16 protein-coding genes are annotated in these 25,188 nt (G+C 33.7%); 7 read left to right on the top strand and 9 right to left on the bottom strand.

Annotation, left to right across the window (positions count from 1 at the left end; all coding sequences use genetic code 11):
* Positions 1 to 41 precede the first annotated feature (41 nt).
* Positions 42 to 4,973, bottom strand: coding sequence for a cadherin-like beta sandwich domain-containing protein (locus OIU83_RS13075; protein WP_264206706.1), 4,932 nt, complete (start codon positions 4,971 to 4,973; stop codon positions 42 to 44).
* A gap of 491 nt (positions 4,974 to 5,464) precedes the next feature.
* On the opposite strand from OIU83_RS13075, the gene OIU83_RS13070 reads away from it, so the two are divergent.
* Entirely contained in the window at positions 5,465 to 5,866 is a 402-nt protein-coding gene (locus OIU83_RS13070) for a hypothetical protein (RefSeq protein WP_264206705.1), read from the top strand.
* A 407-nt stretch (positions 5,867 to 6,273) separates the two neighbouring features.
* On the opposite strand, the gene OIU83_RS13065 is transcribed toward OIU83_RS13070, so the two are convergent.
* The 3 genes from OIU83_RS13065 to OIU83_RS13055 all read right to left on the bottom strand — a co-directional run bounded on the left by OIU83_RS13065 (position 6,274) and on the right by OIU83_RS13055 (position 11,659).
* Positions 6,274 to 8,829 (bottom strand): adenosylcobalamin-dependent ribonucleoside-diphosphate reductase, encoded by a 2,556-nt coding sequence (locus tag OIU83_RS13065; protein WP_264206704.1) that lies wholly within the window; start codon positions 8,827 to 8,829, stop codon positions 6,274 to 6,276.
* A gap of 384 nt (positions 8,830 to 9,213) precedes the next feature.
* On the bottom strand, positions 9,214 to 10,395 hold the full coding sequence (locus OIU83_RS13060; protein ID WP_264206703.1) for an MFS transporter: 1,182 nt from the start codon (positions 10,393 to 10,395) through the stop codon (positions 9,214 to 9,216).
* On the bottom strand, positions 10,382 to 11,659 hold the full coding sequence (locus OIU83_RS13055) for a serine hydrolase domain-containing protein (RefSeq protein WP_264206702.1): 1,278 nt from the start codon (positions 11,657 to 11,659) through the stop codon (positions 10,382 to 10,384). Before OIU83_RS13055 ends, OIU83_RS13060 begins: the two co-directional genes overlap by 14 nt.
* A gap of 98 nt (positions 11,660 to 11,757) precedes the next feature.
* On the opposite strand from OIU83_RS13055, the gene OIU83_RS13050 reads away from it, so the two are divergent.
* Positions 11,758 to 12,156, top strand: coding sequence for a winged helix-turn-helix transcriptional regulator (locus OIU83_RS13050; protein WP_264206701.1), 399 nt, complete (start codon positions 11,758 to 11,760; stop codon positions 12,154 to 12,156).
* Positions 12,157 to 12,266: 110 nt separating this feature from the next.
* Here the strand turns inward: OIU83_RS13050 and OIU83_RS13045 are convergent, their stop codons facing one another.
* Positions 12,267 to 13,169, bottom strand: a complete 903-nt coding sequence (locus OIU83_RS13045) for a carbohydrate kinase family protein (protein WP_264206700.1) — start codon at positions 13,167 to 13,169, stop codon at positions 12,267 to 12,269.
* Positions 13,170 to 13,517: 348 nt separating this feature from the next.
* Here OIU83_RS13045 and porL point away from each other — a divergent pair, with 348 nt between their 5' ends.
* Complete coding sequence (gene porL / locus OIU83_RS13040; protein WP_264206699.1) at positions 13,518 to 14,165, top strand: type IX secretion system motor protein PorL/GldL; 648 nt, start codon at positions 13,518 to 13,520, stop codon at positions 14,163 to 14,165.
* Between the two features lie 46 nt (positions 14,166 to 14,211).
* Positions 14,212 to 15,753, top strand: a complete 1,542-nt coding sequence (porM, locus tag OIU83_RS13035) for a type IX secretion system motor protein PorM/GldM (protein ID WP_264206698.1) — start codon at positions 14,212 to 14,214, stop codon at positions 15,751 to 15,753.
* Between the two features lie 82 nt (positions 15,754 to 15,835).
* Here the strand turns inward: porM and OIU83_RS13030 are convergent, their stop codons facing one another.
* Complete coding sequence (locus tag OIU83_RS13030; protein WP_264206697.1) at positions 15,836 to 17,002, bottom strand: MFS transporter; 1,167 nt, start codon at positions 17,000 to 17,002, stop codon at positions 15,836 to 15,838.
* A gap of 105 nt (positions 17,003 to 17,107) precedes the next feature.
* Here OIU83_RS13030 and OIU83_RS13025 point away from each other — a divergent pair, with 105 nt between their 5' ends.
* The 3 genes from OIU83_RS13025 to OIU83_RS13015 all read left to right on the top strand — a co-directional run bounded on the left by OIU83_RS13025 (position 17,108) and on the right by OIU83_RS13015 (position 21,296).
* Positions 17,108 to 17,941, top strand: a complete 834-nt coding sequence (locus tag OIU83_RS13025; RefSeq protein ID WP_264206696.1) for an AraC family transcriptional regulator — start codon at positions 17,108 to 17,110, stop codon at positions 17,939 to 17,941.
* Between the two features lie 206 nt (positions 17,942 to 18,147).
* The gene (locus tag OIU83_RS13020; RefSeq protein ID WP_264206695.1) at positions 18,148 to 19,011 is read left to right on the top strand and encodes a DMT family transporter; all 864 of its coding nucleotides are present in this window, start codon (positions 18,148 to 18,150) and stop codon (positions 19,009 to 19,011) included.
* A 356-nt stretch (positions 19,012 to 19,367) separates the two neighbouring features.
* On the top strand, positions 19,368 to 21,296 hold the full coding sequence (locus OIU83_RS13015) for a metallophosphoesterase family protein (protein ID WP_264206694.1): 1,929 nt from the start codon (positions 19,368 to 19,370) through the stop codon (positions 21,294 to 21,296).
* A 63-nt stretch (positions 21,297 to 21,359) separates the two neighbouring features.
* Here OIU83_RS13015 and OIU83_RS13010 read toward each other — a convergent pair whose 3' ends face one another.
* The 3 genes from OIU83_RS13010 to OIU83_RS13000 are packed head-to-tail and all read right to left on the bottom strand — an operon-like array spanning position 21,360 to position 25,185.
* Positions 21,360 to 22,739, bottom strand: coding sequence for an alkaline phosphatase family protein (locus tag OIU83_RS13010; RefSeq protein WP_264206693.1), 1,380 nt, complete (start codon positions 22,737 to 22,739; stop codon positions 21,360 to 21,362).
* A 53-nt stretch (positions 22,740 to 22,792) separates the two neighbouring features.
* Positions 22,793 to 24,019: a metabolite traffic protein EboE gene (gene eboE / locus OIU83_RS13005; protein ID WP_264206692.1), complete on the bottom strand. Its 1,227-nt coding sequence runs from the start codon at positions 24,017 to 24,019 to the stop codon at positions 22,793 to 22,795.
* A complete protein-coding gene (locus tag OIU83_RS13000) occupies positions 24,013 to 25,185 on the bottom strand; it encodes a 3-dehydroquinate synthase (protein WP_264206691.1) in 1,173 nt (390 codons plus the stop codon). The genes eboE and OIU83_RS13000 overlap by 7 nt, the downstream gene beginning before the upstream one ends.
* Positions 25,186 to 25,188: the final 3 nt, after the last annotated feature.

Genomic DNA, 25,188 nt, shown 5'->3' with positions numbered 1-25,188 from the left:
TTTTTACTACTTGTTATTGCTCCGTTTATACTCTTTCTTGGTTAGTCCCTAAGGATTGTAATAAATCCTTTGATGTTAGGTAAACCAGTTCCAAGATCAATTAGATAGTAATAAGTATTTTCAGTCAATGGAGATCCGTTATAAGATCCATCCCATTCATTATTATAACCGTTTTTAGAATATACTATTCTTCCGGCTCTATCATAAACTCTAACTGAATTGTTTGGATATAAGTCAATATTTTTAACTTCCCAATAATCATTTTTACCATCTCCGTTTGGAGTAAGAATGTTATTTGCAATAACTGCACCTGGTGTAACATATGCTCTATTAACAACAACTGTATAAGTATCTTGTGTACCATCTGGTGCTGTAACTACTATCGTGATTACGTTATCTCCAATTTTTAAATCTATTGGAGCAGTAGGATCAACTGGCAATCCATCAACAAACATCGCTATTGTTGCATTTGGATCGATTGGCGTAGGAGTTATTATGATCGAATTAATATCATTCGGTACATCTACTCTGTAGTCGTTTGTATCTGTATTAAATGCTGGACTTAAAGTTCCTTCATTAACAGTAATATCAGATAAACCTGCATTGTCTGCTGCAGCTGCCTCTCTTGTAACAACCACTGTATATTCTTTAACAGTCCCATCCTGAGCTGTCACCACTGTAGTAATTGTATTTTCTCCTACTTGCAAAGCAATTTCTCCCGAAGCTGTTCCGCTAGGTACTTCTACTCCATTTACCGTTACAGTTGCATTAACATCCGAATCAGAAGGTGTAACTGTTATACTAGTAACATCATTAGGAACAGTAGTTGTGTATTCTGTAGTTCCTTCTGCAAATGCTGGACTTAAAGTACCTTTACTAATTTCTAAATCAATTAAATTCGCATCATCAGAAGGTATAGGCACAACTGCCGCCTCTCTTGTAACAACCACTGTATATTCTTTAACAGTTCCATCTTGAGCTGTTACCACTGTAGTAATTATATTTTCTCCTACTTGCAAAGCAATTTCTCCCGAAGCTGTTCCACTAGGTACTTCTACTCCATTTACCGTTACAGTTGCATTAACGTCCGAATCAGAAGGTGTAACTGTTATACTAGTGACATCATTAGGAACAGTAGTTGTGTATTCTGTAGTTCCCTCTGCAAATGCTGGACTTAAAGTACCTTTACTAATTTCTAAATCAACCAAATTTGCATCATCAGAAGCTATAGGCACAACTGCCGCCTCTCTTGTAACAACCACTGTATATTCTTTAACAGTTCCATCCTGAGCTGTTACCACTGTAGTAATTGTATTTTCTCCTACTTGCAAAGCAATTTCTCCCGAAGCAGTTCCGCTAGGTACTTCTACTCCATTTACGGTTACAGTTGCATTAACATCCGAATCAGAAGGTGTAACTGTTATACTAGTAACGTCATTAGGAACAGTAGTTGTGTATTCTGTAGTTCCTTCTGCAAATGCTGGACTTAAAATACCTTTACTAATCTCTAAATCAACCAAATTCGCATTAGATGAAGCAACGATAGTTAAGGTACCCGGAAGGTAATCGTTAATAAAATAATTTGTAGCTACTGCTATTGCTCCGCTAACAACAATTTGATAATCTCCCGCTGGACTTCCTATTCCTGCAGTAGTAACAAACACAGGTAAAGTTGTTAAAGATACTTCTGCATCAGTATCTCCATTTTTAAATCCGATATAACTTATTGTAAATATTGGATTCTCTATACCATACATTCTACTGTCATCATTTGCTTTAATGGTTAAAGGTGCCTTCTCAACTACAACTATTCCTCCAATGAAATTAATATCATAATTCTGTGCAGCTATTACTGTACTTGACACTATACCGTAAATTCCTACTGGACTGCTAGCATTTGCCAAAGTTACAAGCGCAGGTGCTGGTGCTAAACTAGCTATTGTATCTCCATTTTTAAAACCTTCATATTTCATTGTTAATGCAAGATTATCATCTCCATAGAATCTATATTGGTTGTCAACAGTAATTTTTAAAGATGCCGGAGTAATTTTTAATGTTCCTACGTTATACGTAAAAGTATAGTTATCCGAAACTGCTCCGCTTGCTATAATAGGATACCCTACCACATTTACTGGACTTCCTATTTCTGCTGTAGTACTAATTTCTGGTTTAGTTATATCAGCTACTGTATCTCCGTTTTCAAATCCTTCATATGTTACTGTTAATTCTGGATTAACAGCACCATAAACTTTACTTACGTTAACAACAGTGATTCTTAGTGTCGCCTTAGTAACTACTACATTTCCTGCTACATATGTAATATTATAGTTACCTGAAGTTTTTCCGCTTCCTGTAATAGGATAACTCCCTACTGCGCTTTCTATGTTTGCTGTAGTATCAAATATTGTCAAACCTGTTAAAACTGCTTCTGTATCTTCATTTTTAAATCCATCATATGTCGTTGCTGTAAATGCAAGATTATCTTTTCCGTAGATTCTAGTCTGACTATCAATGACAATGTTTAAATCTGCTTTATTTACAGTTCCAGAAATAGCAACACTGTTATTAAATACCCCACTTACTAAACTAACATTTCCAGAATAAGCAACATCTGCTGCTGGAGTAGTTCCTTTTATTCGAATATAAACCGGTGTAGATGCTATAGTACCTAATCCGTCAATAATAACGGAACTAGTAAAAGTGATACCGTCTTTACTTACTTCAAATTGTGAAGGTGGAGTTATCGTGATTCCTTCAAGCATATTTGCCCCAGACACATTAATTATTTTTGAATCTGATGCAGTACCATAAGTCGTTACATAACCCAGTAAATCTCCTGCTATTGTAATAGTTGGTGGTGCAGTTCTGGTTATAGTTACCTCATAAGTTGTTGTTGTTATACCATCTTGAGCTGTTACTACTACAGTAAAAACATTAGCTCCTACTACCAAAGGATATGAATCAGAAGCAATTCCACTAGGAACTAATACATCTTTTATTTTTACCGTTGCATTTGCGTTTGTAGTAACTGGTGTTAATGTTGTATTTTCAACAGCATAAGGTACAGTAGTACTATACTTAAGAATTGTTGGAGAAAAATCTGGACTCAATACTCCAGCACTTGCGCTTAAATCTATTAATGAAGATATATTACTAAGAGCAATAACATCTTTAGGATTAGTATCATTTGTAGTTGTTAAATATAATTCGTTACTAAGGGAACCATTATATTCAAGCGTCATTAAACGGTATTCTACTCCTGGTGTCAAACCTGTTATGTCTACTGTGGTACCTGTACCATTATAAATACAATACCAACCTGTTGCACCAACTTGAGTTCCTGTCCCAAAAACAGTATTAGGGGTATAAGTTGTATAATCAACAGGTAAAGGACTATCACTTGTACCTACATACATAAATACCAATCTTGTTGATCCATTACCATTTACCCAACTTGCAGTTGTAGTTGTTGCTGTAGTATTAGTAAAAATAACATTTGTAGCTTGTATCGTTGGTACAAACACTGGACTATTATAAAAAATAGACATGGTACCATCTCCACCATTTTCAGTGATTAAGTCATTTCTACCATCACCGTCCAAATCTCCGATAGATACTTTATCAATATTGGTTGCTCCTTTAATATCAACTCTATTTCCAAAACTGATTGTTCCAGCTGCTAATGATGTATTATGAAAAACAGACAAAACTCCAGTAGAAGTAACTACCAAATCCAGTTTCCCATCACCATCCAAATCACCAATTGCTATTGATTTTACACCACTTTTAGCAGTAAGATCAATCTTAGAAGCAAAACTTATGTTTCCAACTCCTGAAGTTGTATTTCGTAAAATAGATACTGTATTGCTAGTTCGATTAACAACAGCAATATCTTGCTTATCATCTTTATCTAAATCTCCAATTACTAAACTATATGGACCTGCTCCAACAGGAAAAAGTACTTCACTATCAAAACTGATGGTGCCAATTGTAGATGTGTTTTTTAAAACTGATATTGTAGCACTACCACTATTTGCTGTAACTAGTTCTACCTTACCATCTCCATCCAAATCGGCAGTCTCTACAAATGAAGGATTAGCACCAGTAATATAATCAACTTTGTTGGCAAAACTGATACGCCCGATTCCTGTTGAAATATTTTGTAAAACTGACACTGTATTATCGTCAAAATTCGACGTTATCAAATCGGCCTTACCATCACCATCCAAGTCAATAATAGCAATACTTACAGGATTAGCACCAGTAACATAATCTAATACTTCATCAAAACTGGTAACTCCATTAGAAGACGTATTTCTTGCAATAGAGACTACACCAATACCACTACTTGCAGCACTTGTTATTGCAATATCTAGTTTACCATCATTATCTAAATCACCAATAGCTATAGCTATAGGAATTAACTCCTCATCTATATCAAAGGACTCAGCATTAACAAATGAAGAAGAACTTATAGAGCCAGCCGAAGATATATTATGAAAAATAGACACTGTAATACCACTAAGCACAACCAAGTCGGACTTCCCGTCTCCATCCATATCTGCAATTAATACATTCTTCAATGCACCAGTACCTGTAAGCGCTTTACCCGAAGTTACCTTTATATCATCAACAGTTATATTTCCTTTACTAGGTATAAAAGTGGTGATAAATGGTGTTTTAGAGTACCCTATTAAAGATGTTGCTCCATTTACTACCGATATCGGTTCATATGTAGCTCCTACTGGTACTTCAACTGTTAAACTCGTGCTCGTAGCAGCCGAGACTTTAGCTATGGTCGCGCCAAAAAACACAATATTTTGTGATGGCGTTGTGCTAAAATTAGCTCCATTAATGGTTACCGTACTCTTAACAGGACCATTTTGCGGACTAAAATTGTTTATTGTGGGAGCTTGTCCTTTTACTGTTTGAAACACAGACAAAAGCAACATCCAACAAAATAAAAAAGACATTCTTTTAAAAGAATAAGTAGATGTACACATCATGCTAATAATTTTTAATTAAGGGATTAATAAATTGTGTTAAGATTGTTAATGAATTAAAAAAGTAAATTGTCTTTTAACTAAATCGAGTATCTTCATTATCTTGAAATAGTGTCCTTTTAAACGATGTGATTTTATTCTATCGATTTGTAATTATTTTAGATCCTTTTTTTGTAATAAAATAACTATCAATTAGTTACAAATAACACGTGTAAACTGTTTATTAAATACAATTATATTTTTTTAACATGTCAAATATTGCAATTAATCGATGTTTATTTTACTCTTAAAAGTTTTAAAACACCCAGTATAAGCCATTTTTAATCAAAAAAAATGAAGATAAAACCGTAAATGAGTTTTATAAATTAAAGAATGGTTTGCATAATTTTCTCAATCCAAATCTATTTTTCTTAACTTCGTTTCTCATCAATATTTAACTTAACCCTTTACAAATAAAACACATGAAAAACATTTTTAAACTGACTTTACCTTTTATGCTGCTCCTTACAATTATAAGTTGCCAAAAAAATTCTGCATCTGATGAATTAAACGGAACATGGGAACTCCGTCATATCGAAGGAATACAAGTTGCTGGAGTTGATCCTAATTTTAAAGCTGGAAATGGTAATTTATTTAAATTCGAAGGGCAAAATTTCGAAAAATATAATGATGGTAAAAAAGTAGAGACTGGTACATTTACCATTACACCTGAAGAGATGCCTATAAACAATCGCAAAGCCAATTACAGCATTACGTTTAACAATAAAGAAAAAACATATGTTTCTCTTATAGAAAATAAACTGATACTTTTTAATGGAATGATTGCCGCAGATGGAACGGAATCTACTTATGAGAAGAAATAAGACTTAGAGAGGAAAAAGACAAGACTGAAAAGGAAGAGGCAAGACCAAGAGGGTCAAGATTGGAAAGAACAAGATTGATTCCAATTCGTTTAATGTCGTAAAACTCCCGTGGCAGTAGCAGTTCTTCAAACGATTCCCAGAGACTTTAGTTTAAAACAAGAATCCATTTAAATCCCCATCATCTGCGTTCTCTTTTAAGAAACACAAATAAAAACGCCTGCAAAGAAAATCCTTGCAGGCGTTTTTTAAATTTAAAAAACAGATAATACAGTAAGATGCTAAATTGTTAAGCATACTTTATAACATAAACGCATTGTTGTACATTTTTCTACAGAAAATCTTTGAAACTATGAGCCTTTAGGCACACTGCTGTATGTCTCTACAGAGAACCTTAAAACCTAAATCAACTAACCACACTTAGAAGATCCACAATCATTACAAGTAAGACAACCTTCCTGATAAATAAGGTTCTCTGAATTGCAATTACTACATTTTTGACCATGAGCTTCTGTTCCATCTACAATATAGCGTTTAAGCGCACGGGTAACGCCATTTTTCCAAGTATTTATGGATTCCCCGTCCAACTGAAGACTACTTACTAATTCTACCACTTTATCGATAGGCATACCATGTCTTAGCGTACTTGATATCAGTTTGGCATAATTCCAGTATTCTGGATTAAATTTATGCGAAAGTCCTTCGATAGTCGTTTTATAACCTCGTGTATTCTTGTATTGAAAATCGTAACGACTGCTTCCGTTTTCATTTTTATTTTTGATAATAAGCCCTTCAGAAACCCAACGTGGTATTAAAATTCCATCTTCATCATCTACAAGACCCGTAAAAATCTCATATGGTCTGCCTTCTAATAATCCTATAAAAGCAATCCATTTATCTTTACTATTCTGAAAACGAACTACATGAGCTTCCAATATTTGAGGACGTTTAGTCGGAAAGATACTTGTATGCTTTTCCGTAGTCTCCTCTTTCTTTTCTGTATTAGCGATAAGAACACCCGAACGTGAACCATCCCGATATACTGTAACTCCTTTACATCCTGCTTCCCACGCTTCCATGTACAATTTATCAACCATTTCCTCTGGCGTTTCATTCGGTACATTAATAGTTACTGATATAGAATGATCTACCCATTTTTGTATTTTACCTTGCATACGCACTTTGCTAAGCCAGTCAATATCATTGCTTGTAGCTTTATAATAAGGAGATTTTGTAACCAAATCATCAATTTCATCCTGACTATAATTTTTAGAAACATCATAGCCATTAATAAGCATCCATTCTTTAAACCTATGATGGAATACAACATATTCTTCCCAACTGTCCCCTACCTCATCAACAAAATCTACACGGGCATCTTTATCATTTGGGTTTACTTTTCTTCGGCGTTTATAAACAGGTAAGAAAACAGGCTCAATACCCGATGTAGTTTGCGTCATAAGACTTGTAGTTCCTGTAGGGGCAATAGTAAGCAAAGCAATATTACGACGCCCATGTTCTTTCATTTGGTAATATAACTCACTATCAGCTGCTTTTAATCGAAGTAAGAATGGATTGTTTTTTTCTCTCTCAAAATCATGTATAGCAAATTTCCCTCGCTCTTTGGCTAAATTTACCGATCCGCGATAAGCCTCTATAGCAAGTATCTTATGTGTTTTTTCGGAAAACAAAACGCCTTCCTCACTTCCATAACGCAAACCAAGCGCAGCAAGCATATCTCCTTCGGCAGTAATTCCAATTCCTGTACGGCGACCTTCATTGGCTTTATGTCGAATATTAAGCCATAGATTTTTTTCTACCAATTTTACCTCATCACTTTCTGGGTCGGAATTAATTTTTTCTAATATTGCATCTATCTTTTCCAATTCAAGATCAATAATGTCATCCATTATTCTTTGGGCAATGGCAACATGTTTCTTAAAAAGATCAAAATCGAAAGTTGCATCTTTAGTAAAAGGTTTATTTACATAAGATAATAGATTAATAGCCAATAAACGGCAAGAATCGTATGCACAAAGCGGAATTTCTCCACATGGATTTGTAGATAAGGTTTTGTATCCTAAATCGGCATAACAATCTGGCAAAGATTCATTAATTATAGTGTCCCAAAATAAAATTCCTGGTTCTGCCGATTTCCATGCATTATGAATAATCTTATTCCAAAGTTCCTTGGCTTTTACCTCTTTTGAATATAACGGATTATCACTAAATATTGGGTATTTTTGAACATATATGGCATCATCCTTTACTGCTTTCATAAATATATCATCAATACGAACAGATACATTTGCCCCTGTGACTTTCCCTTGCTCCATTTTGGCATCAATAAAATCTGCTGCATCAGGATGATTAATCGACACAGAAAGCATTAATGCTCCACGACGACCATCTTGAGCAACCTCACGAGTAGAATTGGAATAGCGCTCCATAAATGGTACTAATCCTGTAGATGTTAATGCCGAGTTTTTAACCGGTGAACCTTTAGGACGAATATGTGACAAATCATGACCAACTCCCCCTCTTCGTTTCATAAGCTGTACTTGCTCCTGATCGGTTTTCATAATTCCACCATACGAATCTGAATTATCATTACCAATCACAAAACAATTAGATAATGATGCAACCTGAAACGGATTTCCGATACCTGTCATTGGACTACCTTGAGGAACCAGATATTTAAAATCTTTTATTAAATTAAAAATTTCATCTTCAGAAAGTGGATTATCATATTTCTTTTCAATACGAGCTATTTCTCCAGCTATACGATGGTGCATATCGTTTGGAGATTTTTCAAATATATTACCTTGAGAATCCTTAAGAGCATACTTGCTTACCCAAACTGTCGCCGCAAGACTATCACCCTTAAAGTAGTCTAAGGATGCTTGTGTAACTTCATCTTGAGTATACGTAATTGGGCTGTTTTTTGTGGCTGATAATTTGTCCATGATATGATATTTTAAATGTTTTAATTCTGAAGTAAATTTAAAAATAATTAAACTATAAAAAAAACAACCTGCAAAAAGCTTACAAAAAATACAACCTAAAAAGATGAAAATCAATAAATTAAAAATTTACAAACAAACAAAAGTTAACAAATAATATTATTTAATGTAAATACTAAACAATTAATTATTCTCAATAAGTATCCTTTTAATGAATATCATTCAATATGTTAAATACTAAATTAAACACATCAATATTTTGATTTTTTTAAAGAAATCAAATGCTAATTAAGAATTTTAACGAATGCTAATTTTCGAAACACCTACCAAAATTATATATAAATAAAAATACCTGCAAGTAGTTTTCCTTGCAGGTATTTTTATTTATCAATTTACCGAATTGATTATTACAAGTCTTCTTTCATTCCTTTCCAGAATACTTCTCCAAACAACCATTAATAATGATAATATCCCAAATCCCATTCCTGCCCAAGGAATATTACTAATACTACTTTGAGAAATTACCCAACCTCCCACAGCCGTTCCTAGAAATACTCCGAGATTTCCAAAAGAAGTTGCCAGACTATTAGCAAATTCCAAAGATTTTGGTGCTGCAGAAATCATGTATGCCGAAGCATTTAAAAAACATGGCGCATAAAAGAATCCCCAAATTGCAACCAAAATCACAGTTACCCAAATACCATCGCCAGAATAAACAAGTATAAGCGGAATTATTACTGTTCCTGAAAGAAAAAAAGTAACTGTCTTGGTTATACTTTTGGTTAGCATTTTCCCCGAGAGCCAATTTGAGAAAACCCCCATAATACCAAATAACAAGAGCATATAACTAATTGTTTCCATATCAATCTTTCTTGTTCTCACTAAATAATCTGCAAAATAACTATAGGTCGAAAACCAGGAAGCAATCATAAAAAAGTTCATTGCTGTACTTAAAACGAAAGGTTTATCGCTTAAAATCTTAATCTGACTTCCGTATGATTTTTTCTCGGGTACATTCCCTGAAGGCATTATCTTGAAAATCATAACCAAAGCCAACATGCTTACTATTGCCTGAGCAAAAAAAGAAACCTGCCATGTAAAGACACTAGCCAAATAAGTTGCTACAGGAACAGTTGTAACCATTGCCAAAGCAATCCCGCCAAGAACAATACCCATTAATTGATTCTCTTGGCTTTTTTTACCCGAAGCTACAGCGGCTGCAATTGCAGTGGCGATATATACTGGCTGCAAAAAAGCCGGTAACATCCTCACAATCATCAAAAGCCAAAAAGGCGGTGATAATGTCGAAACAACGGCTGATAATAAAAAAATAAAAATAGTTGCAAGCATTATCTTTTTTCTATCAAATCCAGAAAACAATAAAGTCATAAAAGGACCTGTAAGCGCTATTACCAGAGCAAATGCACTTAAAAGACAAGCAGCCTTATCGATAGTAACTCCATAATAGTTAGCAATCTGCGGGAGAATTCCAATTATTCCAAATTCTGTAGTTATTATACCTATCATCCCCAGGCATCCTACGTATGCAATTTTCTTATCTACCTTCATTACTTTCGGAATTTAAATAAGGATAAATTGTATTTTTAAATAATAATCCTAAATCCCAATAAGACTCAGGCATATATTCCTGCGTAAAAACAAGACCTATAAGTCCCTCTTTAGGATCTGCCCAATAATGCGTATTAAATGCGCCGCCCCAATAGAATGTTCCTGTACTAGAAGAATACAGGTATTTATTCTTTTCGGTTACCAAGCCAAATCCTAAACCAAATTGAAAATCCTCTCCCATTCCATTAATTTTTACAGCATCGCTCAACTGATTTTCCATAAGGAGCGCTACAGTTTTTTGTCCAATCAATCGTTTATGATTGTATTCCCCTTTATTCAAAAGCATCTGAAGAAACTTTCCATAATCGGCAGTTGTCGAACTCAATCCAGCTCCGCCAGAATTATAAATCCCTTTAGTGATTGGGTACATTATTTCATTTCCTTCATATATTGGAATTTTTACCTTTTCTAGTTTTGAATTCAAATTATGATAAACAGATACTAAACGATTTTCCTTTTCTTTGGGTAAAGTGAAATAAGTATCATTCATATTTAAAGGTTCGAAAATTCTTTCCTTAAAGAAAACATCCAATTTCTTTCCGCTCCATATTTCGACCAAATATCCAAGAACATCAGTATTTAATCCGTAAGTAAATGCTTCACTGGGATTATGTAGTAATGGCATATTTCCAAGTTTTATAATCTCCTCTTTCAAAATACCTTTACTTCCTATTCCTGTTGTGATTCCAGCTTTGGCATAAATAGCATTAAAACGCTCATCTATAGAAAATACAGGATATGTAATCCCCGAAGTATGGCGAAACAAGTCACGAACCGTAATCTCTCTTGATGCGGGTTTTGTTGTATAACTACTGTCCTTCGCATTAAAGGAAACAAGTACTTTTGGATTTTTAAAAGCTGGAATATATTTAGAAACCGGCTCATCCAAAAGAAATTTTCCTTCTTCCCAAAGTATCATTGCTGCAATCGAGGTAATTGCCTTTGTTTGCGATGCTATCCTAAAAATACTATTGGTTTCCATTGGCTTCTTAGTTTCAATATCTGCAAAACCAAATGCCTTTTCATAAATTACTGTGCCGTCTTTTATTAATAAAATAGATGTGCCTGAAATTTTCTTTTGATTCAAAAGTTGTTCAGCAAGCTTATCGATACGGTCATATTTTTCTTTTTTGATTGTTTGTGCTTCCACAGAAATTCCAATAAATGCTATTGCCATAATAAACGAAAATGTGTATTTAATCATGTTTGTTAATATTTTAATTATTGTTGCAAAATTACAGACAGTACCATAATTTTGTATAACAAACACCCCATTGTAGGGTACTAACAAAAAAGTAAGTAATGGCTAAACGCAAGGAAACATCTACCAACACAGAGAATAGAAATTACATAACAACATGTAATCTTACCTACGCCGTATGCCTTGTAGGTGGGCGATGGAAGTTATTGATACTTTGTAAACTTGAAATAGGAAAACTAAGATTTGGTGAATTAAGAAACCAGATATCTAATATTACGGAACGCATGCTTACTCTACAACTAAGAGAATTAGAGCGCGATGGAATGGTAAAACGTACTGTTTATGCCGAAGTTCCTCCTCGTGTAGAATATGAACTCACTGATATAAGTAAAAAACTGGTTCCGATATGGTGCCAATTAAGCAATTGGGGAGCACAACATAAAGAAACTATGCTAGAAAAAAGTGCTAATGAGATAGAAAGTTTAGCTGAATCGAATTAAAAATGAGTATATACTCTCAATCTTGTTTTTTCTCAATCCTCTCATCACGAGAAAGGAGAGGTCTCACCAAAAAATCCACAATCTTTATCGAGCTTTGAACCTTAAAATAACTAAGATCCTTTACGTATCAGTTCTTCTATTTTAGAATAAGAAATTTCAGGATTTGCGCCAACAGCTTCGGCAACTAAAGCCCCAACTGCACAAGCAAAATCTATTGATTTTTGCGGATCTGTATCCGTAAGCAATGAAGTAATCAATGCTGCCAGAAAAGAATCTCCTGCCCCTACTGTGTCTGCAACCTTAATTGAATAACCGCTATTATGAAATAAATTCCCTTCCCATAACAAAGATGCCCCATGTTTTCCTTTGGTAACACACATCGCTTTGGAGTTTGTTTTTTTGGCAATAAATGCCATATTATCCTCCAAATCAGTAAAAGGAGATCCCATAGCCAAAGCTATTTCTAACAACTCTTCGTCATTAAACTTTATAAAATTGGCAGATTTCATTAGTTTTTCGATTATATCATAAGTGTAATGTGGTTTTCTTAAATTGACATCAAAAACTTTATATACATCATTTTGAAGTAATTCTTCTAATGACAAACGCGATACTTCATCCCTGCAAACCAAACTTCCATAAATAAGCACATCGGCATCTCCAACAAGTTTTTTAGCAGAATCATTTAGAATTATCTTATCCCAAGCCGATGGATAATTTATCTCATAACTTGCCGATCCCATTTTGTTTAATGAAACCTGAACTAATCCTGTTGGAAATTCTTCAGATTTAACAATAGTACTGGTTTCCAAGCCTAAGCTTTTAACCTGATCTACAATAGCAACTCCGTCTGGATCATTTCCTACACAACTTATCATAGCAACATCACAACCCAGGGTTTTCATTCGCAAAGCAACATTAAGTGGAGCACCGCCTATTTTCTTTTCATTCCCAAAAACATCCCAAAGTACTTCTCCGTAAGACACTGCCTTTAGCCTTTTTCTATTATTCATTCTAAAATTAATTTATATTGATAATGTAAAAACTGAACTTAATATAGTAAAAATAACCTTTTATTTTACATCCTAAGGAGCTTATATAACATCTTAGATTTTGTTTTTCTCTCAATCTCTCAGTACTTGATATACTAAATAATCATACTTGGTTACAACTACACTACAAACAAACTGAAATACAATAATTTACAAATAAAAAAAGTCTTAATTTATAAGTATAAAAACGTTTACCATCAATAACAGCTATAATTTATAAATACTTTTGCCGCTTCAAACAATCAAATTTTATTAAACAAAACCCATATCATTTTATATGGAAACAAATAACAAGAAAAAAGACAAATTATGGCATTATTAAGTAAAAAAGTGATGAATTTCGCTTACGGTATGGGAGCAGCAGTAGTAATTATTGGAGCTTTATTCAAGATCACCCATTTTGAAATTGGACCTTTAACAGGTACATTGATGCTTTCAATTGGATTAGTAACAGAGGCATTAATTTTCGCACTTTCTGCTTTTGAACCAGTTGATGATGAATTAGATTGGACATTAGCATATCCAGAATTGGCTAATGGACAAGCAAAAACTAAAACCGCAAAAGTTGATACTACAGCTGATACACAAGGTTTGTTATCTCAAAAATTAGATGTTATGCTTAAAGAAGCTAAAATCGACGGAGAACTTATGTCAAGCTTAGGTAACAGTATCAAAAACTTTGAATCTGCTGCTAAAGGTATTGCTCCAACAGTTGATTCAATTGCTTCTACTAAAAAATACAGCGAAGAGTTGTCTACAGCTGCTACGCAAATGGAGTCATTAAATAGTTTATATAAAGTTCAATTGGAAAGTGCTTCAAGAAATGCAGAAGCGAACAAAGAAATTGCAGAAAACGCAACTAAATTAAAAGAGCAAATGCAATCAATGACTGCAAATATTGCTTCTTTAAACAATGTTTATGGTGGTATGCTTTCGGCTATGAATAATAAAGGATAATTAGTTAAAAGACAATTATCATTAATAAACTAATTATTTAGAAAATATGGCAGGAGGAAAATTAACCCCCAGACAAAAGATGATTAACCTGATGTATCTGGTTTTCATCGCAATGTTGGCAATGAATATGTCAAAAGAAGTATTATCTGCTTTTGGCTTAATGAATGAAAAATTTGAAAGTTCTAATTCTGCAGCAACAGCAAGCAATGAACAAATGTTGTCTTCATTAGATCAGAAAGCTGCTGAAGCAAAAGGAGAGTTTGCAATGGCTGCAGGAACAGCTCACAAAGTAGAAACTATAACTAAAGAATTTTTTAATTACATAAGCACATTAAAAGCCGATGTAGTAAAAGGATTTGAAGTAGATAAAACAACTGGAAAATTACCTTACGAGTCTATGGACAAAGGCGATACTATAGACAATTGGTTTACTGGAGAAGGTTATACTGCAAAAGGCAACGAGATTATTGCTAAGATCGACAAATATAAAGCTGATATGAAAGCTGCATTGACTGATAAAAAGTACAGCGCAATTATAACTGAGATTGATAATAAATTTGATACTTCTGATGTTAAAAATAAAGAAGGTTTAAAAGACAAATATTTAACCTATCACTTTAAAGGTTTTCCAGCAGTTGCTTCAGTTGCAAAACTGTCTGCTTGGCAAAATGACGTTCAAAAAGCAGAATCAGATGTTTATAGTGCTGCTTTAGGAAAAGCTGCGGTTGCTGCTGCATCTTACAGTAATTACCAAGCAATTGTAGTTCTTGATAAAAGTGCGTACTTTCAAGGAGAAACTGTTACAGGTAAAGTTGTTTTAGGTCGTTATGACGAAAACACAAAACCTACTTCCTTTTCAGGTCCAGGTAAAATTGATGCTAATGGTCAAGCCATTATATCTATGACTGCAGGTGGAATTGGAGAACAAAGTATTAATGGTCAATTTACATTCTTGGAAGATGGAAAAACAATTCCACTTAAATTTTCTGGAAACTATGTTGTAGTTCCTAAACCAAACTCAGCTACTATTTCTGCAGATAAAATGAATGTAGTTTACAGAGGAGTTGTTAACCCAATTTCAGTATCATTTGCAGGTGTTGCAGATAATAAAGTTGTAGTAAGTGCTCCAGGATTATCTTCTGCGGGTAAAGCAGGAAAATACAATATGAGCCCGGGTACAGGAACTGAAACAACTATTGTTGTAACTGGAACATTGCCTAATGGTTCTACTGTTTCTGATAAGAAAACTTTTAGAATTAAAGGTATTCCAAGTCCAACTGGAACTATTAGAGGAGAAATGGGTGTTGTAAAAGGACCTAAATCAAATCTAGAAGTAGCAACGGTTGGCGCTAAATTAGTTGATTTTGATTTCGAAGTTGGATTAGATGTTGTTGGATTTAATTTAAAAGTTACCGGACAACCTACAATTGTTGTTTCTGGCAATAAATTAAATGCACAATGTAAATCTGTACTTTCAAAAGCAGGCAGAGGTGATCAAGTTACTATCTCGGAGATTAATACTAAACTCGTTGGAGCGGGTAGTTATTTATTACCAAGAACAGCTCCGGTAATTTTTGAAATACAATAAGTAAGTAGCTTTGATTTACATGTAACTCATTAATAGCTATAAAAAAACTCCAATTTTCATTGGAGTTTTTTTGTGCTTTTATTTAAGCTCTTTGCGTCTGCAACGCACTCTTTTTCCTTTGTATAAATATAAAAGTAAAGAGTATTCCCAAAATCGCCATTCCTACTCCTATTAAATTTGGAGAAGCATAATTATATCCTGCAATTAAAGGTAATCCCCCTAAAAAAGCACCTAACGCATTTCCTATATTAAAGCTTGCCTGAATTGCCGCCGAAGCAATCATTTCGGCGCCAGTTGCTGTTTGAATCATTAACATTTGGATTGGTGCTACAATCGAAAACGAAACACAACCCGTTAAAAACGTCAGAAATAAAGAAGCGTATTGATTATACGAGAAAGAATAAACCAAAAGTAAATCTATCGCCATAACAAAAAGCAACGTTATTATTATTGTAGCCGGAGAGAATTTATCGGCTAGTTTACCTCCAATAAAATTTCCGATTACCATTCCCAATCCTGCCAAAATTAAAATATAAGGAACACTTTCTGATGAAAATTTAGAAACATTCGTAAGCAAAGGTGCGATGTAACTAATCCACGCAAACAAACCTCCGGAACCAATTCCTGTTATTGCAATAATTAACCATGCTTCGGTTTTCTTAAAAAACTGTAATTGAATTTTTATACTACCATTTTTATTAGACTCTAAATTTGGCATCCATAAATAAATAAAAAGAAACGTAAGTAATCCAATTATAGCAATAAGCACAAATGTATAACGCCATAAAAAATGATGACCTATATAGGTACCAATTGGAACTCCGATTAAATTAGCCAGTGTTAACCCGGCAAACATTATAGAAACTGCTTGTGCTTCTTTACCTTTATCGGCTAAACGACTTGCAACAACTGCTCCAACTCCAAAAAAGGCACCATGAGGTAACCCCGAGAGTAATCTCGAAGCAAATAATATTTCGTAAGTAGGTGCAATAATAGAAAGTGCATTAAATGCAGCAAGCATAATTGCTAGAATTAAAAGCATTTTTTTTGGTGGATAATTTCTGCCAAGAATTACTAATAATGGAGCACCAATTACAACTCCTAAAGCATATGCCGAAATTAAATATCCAGCCACAGGAATTGTAACTTTCATATCCAAGGCAATGTCTGGCAACAAGCCCATCATCACAAACTCTGTAATCCCAATAGTTAAACCGCCCAATGAGAGCGCAATAAGACTTTTTTTCATTTGATTTTTTAAAGAAAAGGAATAAATTTTCTATGGGACAAATTTACTTCTGATGAACACAAAATAAATTGTATATTTACGACATAAACTTGTACATATAAAGCAATGCCGAAATTAAATCAATTCAAAACTCTTGTCATAGATGAATTTGAAGAAGAAAAATTTCATCTTCCTTTTCATAGTCATACCTATTATGAGATTATTTACATCATGAAAGGCTCTGGAATCCATCATATAAACAAAAATTTACTTCCTTACAAATCAGGTGATTTATTTGTAATATCTCCAGACGACGAGCATTATTTTGATATAAAAAAATGCACCCGATTTGTATATATAAAATTTACCGATAATTATTTTAATTCTAATAAAAGTCTTTTCTGCGATGATTTATTACTCAATACACCCGAAGGATTTATGCGGGACAAACTACTTAAAGAAACAGTCCTGAAATTAGACGAGCCTTGTAAAACAATTCTAAAAAATACTATAGAAAACATTACAGCTTATAACAGTAGAATTGACGTAACAACATCGCCAATTGTATTTTATCAAATTCTTTCCATTTTTGGGTTAATCAAGGAAACAATACGCGGCATGAACCTACAGATTAAAGGAAATCATATCGATAATGAACAAATTACATCCTATATTCATCAGAATATCTATTATCCAAAATTAGTTCAGATAAAAACAATTTCGGCTCATTTTAATATAGCCCAAACCTATTTTAGTGCCTATTTTAAAAGAACATTCTCCATTAGTTATCGTGACTACATTAATAATTTAAGAACAACATTAATTGAGAAAAGAATATCCAATAACCAAATGCCTATCAAGCAAATTGCCTACGAATTTGGTTTTACCGATGAAAGTCATTTATCAAATTACTTTAAGAAAAGAAAAAACATGAAGCCTACCGATTTCAAAAAGTTGTAGAGTTATTTTTTTTACTATTTTTGTTTAAAATTTTTCAGATATGAACAGAAAGGGCTGTCTTCCTCCACCAAGAATTTAATAACTAACATATGTTGTAAACTATGTAGTCTTTGGCCGATTTATTTATTGGCAGTTTGGCTATGCTTACAACTCACTTTATTTATTAATTCTTAATCCTCGTCTTTAGAGACAGGTAGACAATTCTTATGAAAAAATCATATTTGGTATTACACTTCGCTGTAATGCTCGCTGGCTTTACTGGTATATTCGGTAAGCTTATATCCCTTAATGAAGGGCTCCTAGTTTGGTATAGAGTATTTTTCTCTTCTATTATTTTATTACTAATTGTAAAATTATTCCGGATATCAACGAATATTAAGTTGAAAGAAAAAATTGATATCGCAAAAATCGGGATACTTATCGCAATACATTGGGTATTTTTCTATGCCAGTATCAAGTACTCAAACATTTCTGTGGGTGTAGTTTGTTATTGTTTGACTAGTTTTTTCACAGCTATTTTTGGCCCTTTAATTAATAGACATAAATTTAGTATGTCAGAATTAATGTTAAGCGTAATTACATTATTGGGTATCGCCTTAATTTTCCATTTTGATTCATCGTATCAATTAGGAATAATGCTGGGTGTAATATCATCGGCTCTAGCGGCGCTTTACACCATATACAATGAGAAACTGGTAAAGAGCTATGACAGCAGACTCGTTAATTATTATCAAATGATTGGAGGAACGATAGGTCTGGGGATTTTACTTCCCTTTTATCTTCATTTTTTTCCTGTACATAGTATAATCCCAAGTTTAAAAGATACTTATTACCTCATCTTACTAGCGTCCTTTTGCACCGTTGGACTCTACGTATTGTTTGCTGAATCTTTAAAACACATAGCAGCATTTACTGTGAATTTAAGCTTTAATCTTGAACCTGTATATGCAATTATACTGGCATTTATATTCTTTAATGAAAGTAAGGAACTGAATTTATCTTTTTATATTGGTTTATCATTTGTTATGATATCTGTATTATTACAAACCTTGATTTCTTTTAGAAAATAAATTAAAGATTCTTATAATTTATTCTAATTATCATTTCAGTAAAATCCCTTTCGGCGTAGTTCGAAAGGGGTTTTTAGTATAAACTAATTCAATTTATTTTTTAATAAATGCTATTAACATTTAACTAAGCAAAAAAAGCGAATAACCATTATGGTCATTCACTTTTTAAGTAACGTGGATTGATATTTTTTTTGCTAATGTATTGAATATTAAAAGACATAAAAATCCCTTTCAAGCTTAATTTTGTGATTTTACAAACAGTACACTAAACGATTATATTTAGGTAACATTCTCTTAAAAAAAAACTGCCCTCTATTACCTATACTTGCAACTTCTTATTTAATCCCAAAAGCATAATGAAGAAGTCCTTGGTTTATTTTTTAATCCTATTATATGGAATTTCAGTTCGGTTGACTGCTCAAAACGAATTAAAAGGATTACAAATTGCTTTTCTTGCCGATGTTCATTTACAAGATTTATATGGAACATTATCCAATACTGATTACAAAGGATTACTAAATCCTAAGAATGGCAAATACACACTTATACGAACCATGGATGCGCAACTGCATTCTACACGAATTTTTAACGAGAATTATTATGCTTTCATAGCTGCACTGGATGATATTGCAAAGCGAAACATAAAACTTGTAGCACTTCCCGGCGATTATAGCGACGATGGACAACCAATTCACGTAAAAGGTTTACAAAAAATCCTCGATCAATACACCGCCAAATATGGTATTGAATTCTTTATTACAACTGGAAACCATGATCCTGTTGGTCCATTTGCACAAGAATCGGGTAAGAATGATTTTCTAGGAAACGGTGGGAAATCGCAACCTATTTTTAGCCAAAGAGATTTATATCAATCCAATAATACACTGGAACTTCCTGTTGTTATAAGTCCGGATATTGCCAAAATGGGATATCTCGGTATCACCAATTATCTTAAAGATTTTGGTTTCTTCCCTAAGAAAAATTATAAATTTTGGGCAACACCATTTACAACCTATTCACTAGAGAATTATAGCTATGATAAAGCTGTTGAAGCTGCTGTGTTATCCAATAGAAACTATGAAGTCGCACCTGGCTATACTGTTCCCGATGTAAGTTATGTGGTCGAACCTATAGAAGGACTTTGGTTATTGGCAATTGATGGGAATGTATATATTCCAAAGGAAAATGCTACGGCTGATCCTAAAGATTCCAAAAATTATTCGGAAGCCAGTATGGGATATAACAATGTTCTTTCTCATAAAAAACATTTGGTAACATGGATACAGAAAATAGCAGAAGAGGCCAAAAAAAAAGGCAAAACTTTAATAGCTTTTAGTCATTTCCCAATGATTGACTTTAATGATGATGCCTCTGCAGAAATAAAACAATTTATGGGGGCAGATAAATTTCAATTAAACCGGGTACCACAAGAAGAAGTTGCGCAAACATTTGCAAATGCTGGGCTTAAGATTCACTTTGGAGGACATATGCATATTAATGATACGGGATTACGCAAAACAGAAAAAGGCAATACACTTGTAAATATACAAACGCCTTCACTGGCTGCATATATCCCAGCTTACAAATTACTCACCATAAAATCATCCGATAAAATCGAAATAGAAACTATACCCATCAATAATGTCCCACGTTATGATGAACTCTTTGATTTGTATAAAATGGAATATAATTTTTTAAAGAGTCAAAACAAAAAAGATATTTGGAATTATGATATTCTAAAAACAAAAAACTACCATGATTTTACCGATTTTCATTTGAAAGAGTTAGTTCGTTTGCGTTTTCTATCGGATGATTGGCCAATTCCTTTCAAAGATTTTCTTCTTTCTACTTCAGGCAATGAGTTGCTGATTTTGGCAAATATCGAATCGAATAAAGATTATGATTATATCCTTAAAAACAGAAATGAGTTCAAGAAAGAATGGGCTTCCGCCAAAATAAAAATGAATGCTTTTTTAAAGAAAAATAATCTGAAAGAAAGTGATTTTAAAAAATGGACTGGTTTTGATTTTATTGTAGATTTTTACCGCATTCGTAGTGCCGACCAATTGGCATTTATCGATATCGGAAAAGAGAGAATGAAACAATATCAATTACTATCGAGAACTTTTTTTGAAAACCATAAAGACGAAAATCAAATAAGTGAAAATTCAATTCAGCAAAAATTGAGTCTTTTCTTGATCATCTTTAATAAGTTTTCTAATAGTGATCCTGCCAATCATTTTCTCATCGATTTACAATCAGGCACACTACAGGACTTGAAATAGTTTTATCATTGGCATTAAAAAAAATTAAGTTTTTATACTTAAATCTTAATGATGAAAACAAATTTATTTTATAGCATTTTTAAAAATAGAATCCAATATGTGTTGGCATACAGAGTTACTTTCTATTTTATCAACTAGAACTGTTTTACTCACGAATATGGGCTTATCTGCATCATTTTCGGGAATACATCCGTGAGAGCCATTAACCAATGTAGCGTCAAGCGGAATGACATTCATAAGGGTACGGAATCCAAGTTTTTTTCTAATTAATTTTAAAATAATTCGCGGCAAGATAAATTTCTTTTTAGGGTCAAGAAATAGCTCCACAGGGTCGTAACCCGTTTTTTTATGAATTTCTACAGTCCGTGCAAAATCGGGGGCAGCATTATCGTCCAACCAATAATAATAAGTAAACCAACTATCCTGATTCGCAACAAGTACAAGATCGCCTGCGCGCTCATGGTTGAGATGATGTACTGTTTTTCCTGCGTCATCCAATACTTTTGCTACTCCGGGAATTTTTTCAAGTAACTCTTTGAGCTTTGGAAGATCATTTTTATCTTTTACATAAATATGTGTTATCTGATGATCAGCGAGTGCAAAAGCGCGACACTCGCCTGTATCTAATAATTCTAATCCCCGTTCTTCCCTTATTTGCAAATATCCCAGCGTGCGCAGCAATCTATTAATATGGATCGGATTTGTAACCTTAGTAATACCATACTCGGATAAGACAATAATCTGGACTCCATTACTTTCATAAAATTCAATTAAATCCTTACATACTTTATCTAAGGCTTTTACATCTTTATCTATTTCAAGTGATTTAGGAGTGTACTTTTGGCAGCAATAATCTAAATGAGGTAAATAAATTAAAGTAAGCGTAGGATTATACCATTCATAAACCAGTTTTGATGCTTTGGCAATCCATTGACTGGAACGTATTGTTGTTTTTGGACCCCAAAAATCAAATAGCGGAAATACCCCTAGTTCGCCTTGTAAGCGATCTCTTAAATTGGCAGGTTTCGAGTAGGAATCTGGTTTTTTCTGTCCATCAGCCCAATATTGTGGACGTGGCGTTACTGTATAATCGGCATCTGAATACATATTGTACCACCAAAACATATTGGCACAAGTAAAAGTGGAATCCATTTTCTTTGCCAGATCCCATATTCGTGGTGATTGTATTAGTTTATTTGACTGTTTCCACATTTTTACTTCGGCATCACTCCTATCGTACCATCCATTACCTACAATACCATGTTCTGAAGGCCATTTCCCGGTTAAATAAGTAGTTTGAGCCGAACAGGTAAGAGCAGGAAGTACAGGTTCAATAATACTTAAATGCGCATTTTTTTTTAGCCATTGGTGCAAAAAAAGTTCTGAATCCTGAAGTAAAGTAGTCGTAAGTCCCACTACATTAATAACGACTGTTTGTTGCATTTTTTTGGTATTAATATGTCTTTATTTTTATTTTGTGATAACCTCAACTCCTTTTAGACAACACTTACTTCATCGGTTACTTTATCCATAACCCATTTTAATTCCCTCTCGATCGATTCGGTTAAATCTGCTTGCAAATGAGCAGGGAGAACTTGCCATGTATAGGTTTCTATTTCTAAGTGCTGCGTAAACTCTTTTTTGCGCCAGCTTTTCAAAATATCAGTAATATCATTTTGCGTAGATTGTAATAGTTGGTAATCTTCTATAAATATTGGTACGTGAAAATGTGTACGAAGCTCCTTAAAATCGGTACGTTTCATTGCTTCTATTCCTTTATTTAAATCATTAAACTTGAGCAATTCCCCACTTGTGGTTTTAATTACTGCCTGATGTAAATAAGTAGGCTCATCAAAAGTACGCAGACATTGCTGAAGTTCATCAATAGATATAGTTGCAGAAGTAACGCATTTAAGAGCAGCACTAATTTGTAATTTTCCAATCTTTAAACCGTGGTCTTCCATTTTTTGAAGTACTTCTTCGCTCTTTTCAAAACCTATTGCAAAATGGCAAACATCATAACAAAGCTGTATATGATTACGCATATACTCTCTGGCTTGCAATAAGCTACAAGTAAGAGTAGAAGCCAATAATGTAGCTCCTTCTCTGAGTAAATAATCTTCAAAAAAAGCAATATATTCATCACTGTTTTCGATTATACCATCGGGTTCCGGTTCAATATCAAGATGCATTATTATATCTTTGAATTCATAAAACCCTACCAACTGCGCAACAACAGCTACTAATTGTTTTGTTGCTATTTGCTTGGCTTTTATCAGGCTATCTTCTGTTATGTACCAATGTTTATAAGAAAGTGGTGAAGTCGAAATTCCCCCTTCTATACCTGCTGGCAGGAGTTCTCCCAGAATAGTAAAAAGTAACTGAGTATACTTTAATCTATCACTACTTGTCCAGTCCGGCAAATGAACTTTATCCTTTACTGGCTCATTATGAAAATTCCCGTATGGAAATCCATTTAGAGTAAACACATACATTTCATTGCGCAACAACCACTTTTTAAAAATCAAAAGGTTATTATTCTGTATTAATTCTGTTGCTGCTTGGTACGAAAGACGCAAGCCAATACCAAAAGGTTTATCCGGTGATACTTCTTTCTTGAGAGGAATGCAATAAGTTACAATACTTTCAAAAACAGCTTGCCAAGATTCACCTGCATGAATATTGGTACAATAACTTAGATGACAATTTTCACTAATTAACATACTTCTGTATTTAGTAAACAAAATGAATAAAGATATTGAACCGATTCGGCAATTAATTCATTACTAAGCGAATGTACTTCTTCGCCTGTACCAATATCACTTAACAACATAATTGTAAGCTGACCGCCAAGATGTTCTCTAAACTCATCTAATCCTTTTATAACGGCATCAAGATGAGTATCAAGAATAGGATGGGTTATGGCAAAACCTAACGCTAAGAAACATTTTAAGATTCGATCCAGACTCGGTTTATCAATTTTATGGGATAAAAAAGAATAAGTCACATCTAGCGCTATACCTATTGCTACGGCTTCTCCATGCGTAATTTCATAATTCGTAAGTTGTTCCATTTTATGTGCAGCCCAATGTCCAAAATCTAGAGGGCGCGAAGAACCTTTCTCGAATGGATCTCCTTTTTTAGAGATATGGTCGGTGTGTAAAGCGGCACAACGAATAATGAGTGTTTCCATGACCAGAACATCTCTATTATTGAGTGCTTGCGTATTGTTTTCTATCCAATCGAAGAAAGATACATCCTTAATAAGAGCTACTTTTATGGCTTCGGATATACCTGATCTCCAATTGCGTTCATTTAAAGTAGTCAAAAAATCAGAATCATTGAGTACAGCATATGGTGGAGCAAATGTGCCCAGAAAGTTTTTTTTGCCAAAATAATTCATACTATTCTTCACCCCGACTCCCGAATCATTTTGAGATAAAACTGTCGTAGGTATTCGGATAAGGCGCACTCCACGATGCGCAATTGCAGCAGCATAACCCACTGCATCGAGTACAGCCCCTCCTCCAATTGCTATAAGAAAAGAATGCCTGTCTATCTTGTTATTATTTATTAATTGCAATACTGCTTCGATATAATCCGGATCATTCTTAACTTCCTCTCCTCCCTGAATTATAATCAGATTGGCTTCGGTAACTTCAAATTGATACTGATTAAAATAATTAATAATCTTACTAATTAATTGATTTGTACAATCAACAACTCCGCTGTCAATTACAATTGCTATTTTGGGTTGTTGAAAACCAGGTTCCTTTTTAATCACATCAATAAGTGATGAATTGGTTACATCGAATATCGAACGACTAAAAATAATGTCATAATTAAATGACACTTGGAAATTTTGCTGAAGTAGGTGTTGGTATTTCATTTT

The sequence above is a fragment of the Flavobacterium shii genome, assembly GCF_025847235.1.
GTDB lineage: Bacteria > Bacteroidota > Bacteroidia > Flavobacteriales > Flavobacteriaceae > Flavobacterium > Flavobacterium shii.
Note: the sequence above shows the minus strand (reverse complement) of the source record. Positions and strands in the feature narration are given on the sequence as shown.

Excerpts from the sequence above, each read along its gene's own strand:
- OIU83_RS13075 (WP_264206706.1), bottom strand. The coding sequence starts at position 4,973 with ATGTCTTTTTTATTTTGTTGGATGTTGCTTTTGTCTGTGTTTCAAACA.
- OIU83_RS13070 (WP_264206705.1), top strand. The coding sequence starts at position 5,465 with ATGAAAAACATTTTTAAACTGACTTTACCTTTTATGCTGCTCCTTACA.
- OIU83_RS13065 (WP_264206704.1), bottom strand. The coding sequence starts at position 8,829 with ATGGACAAATTATCAGCCACAAAAAACAGCCCAATTACGTATACTCAA.
- OIU83_RS13060 (WP_264206703.1), bottom strand. The coding sequence starts at position 10,395 with ATGAAGGTAGATAAGAAAATTGCATACGTAGGATGCCTGGGGATGATA.
- OIU83_RS13055 (WP_264206702.1), bottom strand. The coding sequence starts at position 11,659 with ATGATTAAATACACATTTTCGTTTATTATGGCAATAGCATTTATTGGA.
- OIU83_RS13050 (WP_264206701.1), top strand. The coding sequence starts at position 11,758 with ATGGCTAAACGCAAGGAAACATCTACCAACACAGAGAATAGAAATTAC.
- OIU83_RS13045 (WP_264206700.1), bottom strand. The coding sequence starts at position 13,169 with ATGAATAATAGAAAAAGGCTAAAGGCAGTGTCTTACGGAGAAGTACTT.
- porL (WP_264206699.1), top strand. The coding sequence starts at position 13,518 with ATGGCATTATTAAGTAAAAAAGTGATGAATTTCGCTTACGGTATGGGA.
- porM (WP_264206698.1), top strand. The coding sequence starts at position 14,212 with ATGGCAGGAGGAAAATTAACCCCCAGACAAAAGATGATTAACCTGATG.
- OIU83_RS13030 (WP_264206697.1), bottom strand. The coding sequence starts at position 17,002 with ATGAAAAAAAGTCTTATTGCGCTCTCATTGGGCGGTTTAACTATTGGG.
- OIU83_RS13025 (WP_264206696.1), top strand. The coding sequence starts at position 17,108 with ATGCCGAAATTAAATCAATTCAAAACTCTTGTCATAGATGAATTTGAA.
- OIU83_RS13020 (WP_264206695.1), top strand. The coding sequence starts at position 18,148 with ATGAAAAAATCATATTTGGTATTACACTTCGCTGTAATGCTCGCTGGC.
- OIU83_RS13015 (WP_264206694.1), top strand. The coding sequence starts at position 19,368 with ATGAAGAAGTCCTTGGTTTATTTTTTAATCCTATTATATGGAATTTCA.
- OIU83_RS13010 (WP_264206693.1), bottom strand. The coding sequence starts at position 22,739 with ATGCAACAAACAGTCGTTATTAATGTAGTGGGACTTACGACTACTTTA.
- eboE (WP_264206692.1), bottom strand. The coding sequence starts at position 24,019 with ATGTTAATTAGTGAAAATTGTCATCTAAGTTATTGTACCAATATTCAT.
- OIU83_RS13000 (WP_264206691.1), bottom strand. The coding sequence starts at position 25,185 with ATGAAATACCAACACCTACTTCAGCAAAATTTCCAAGTGTCATTTAAT.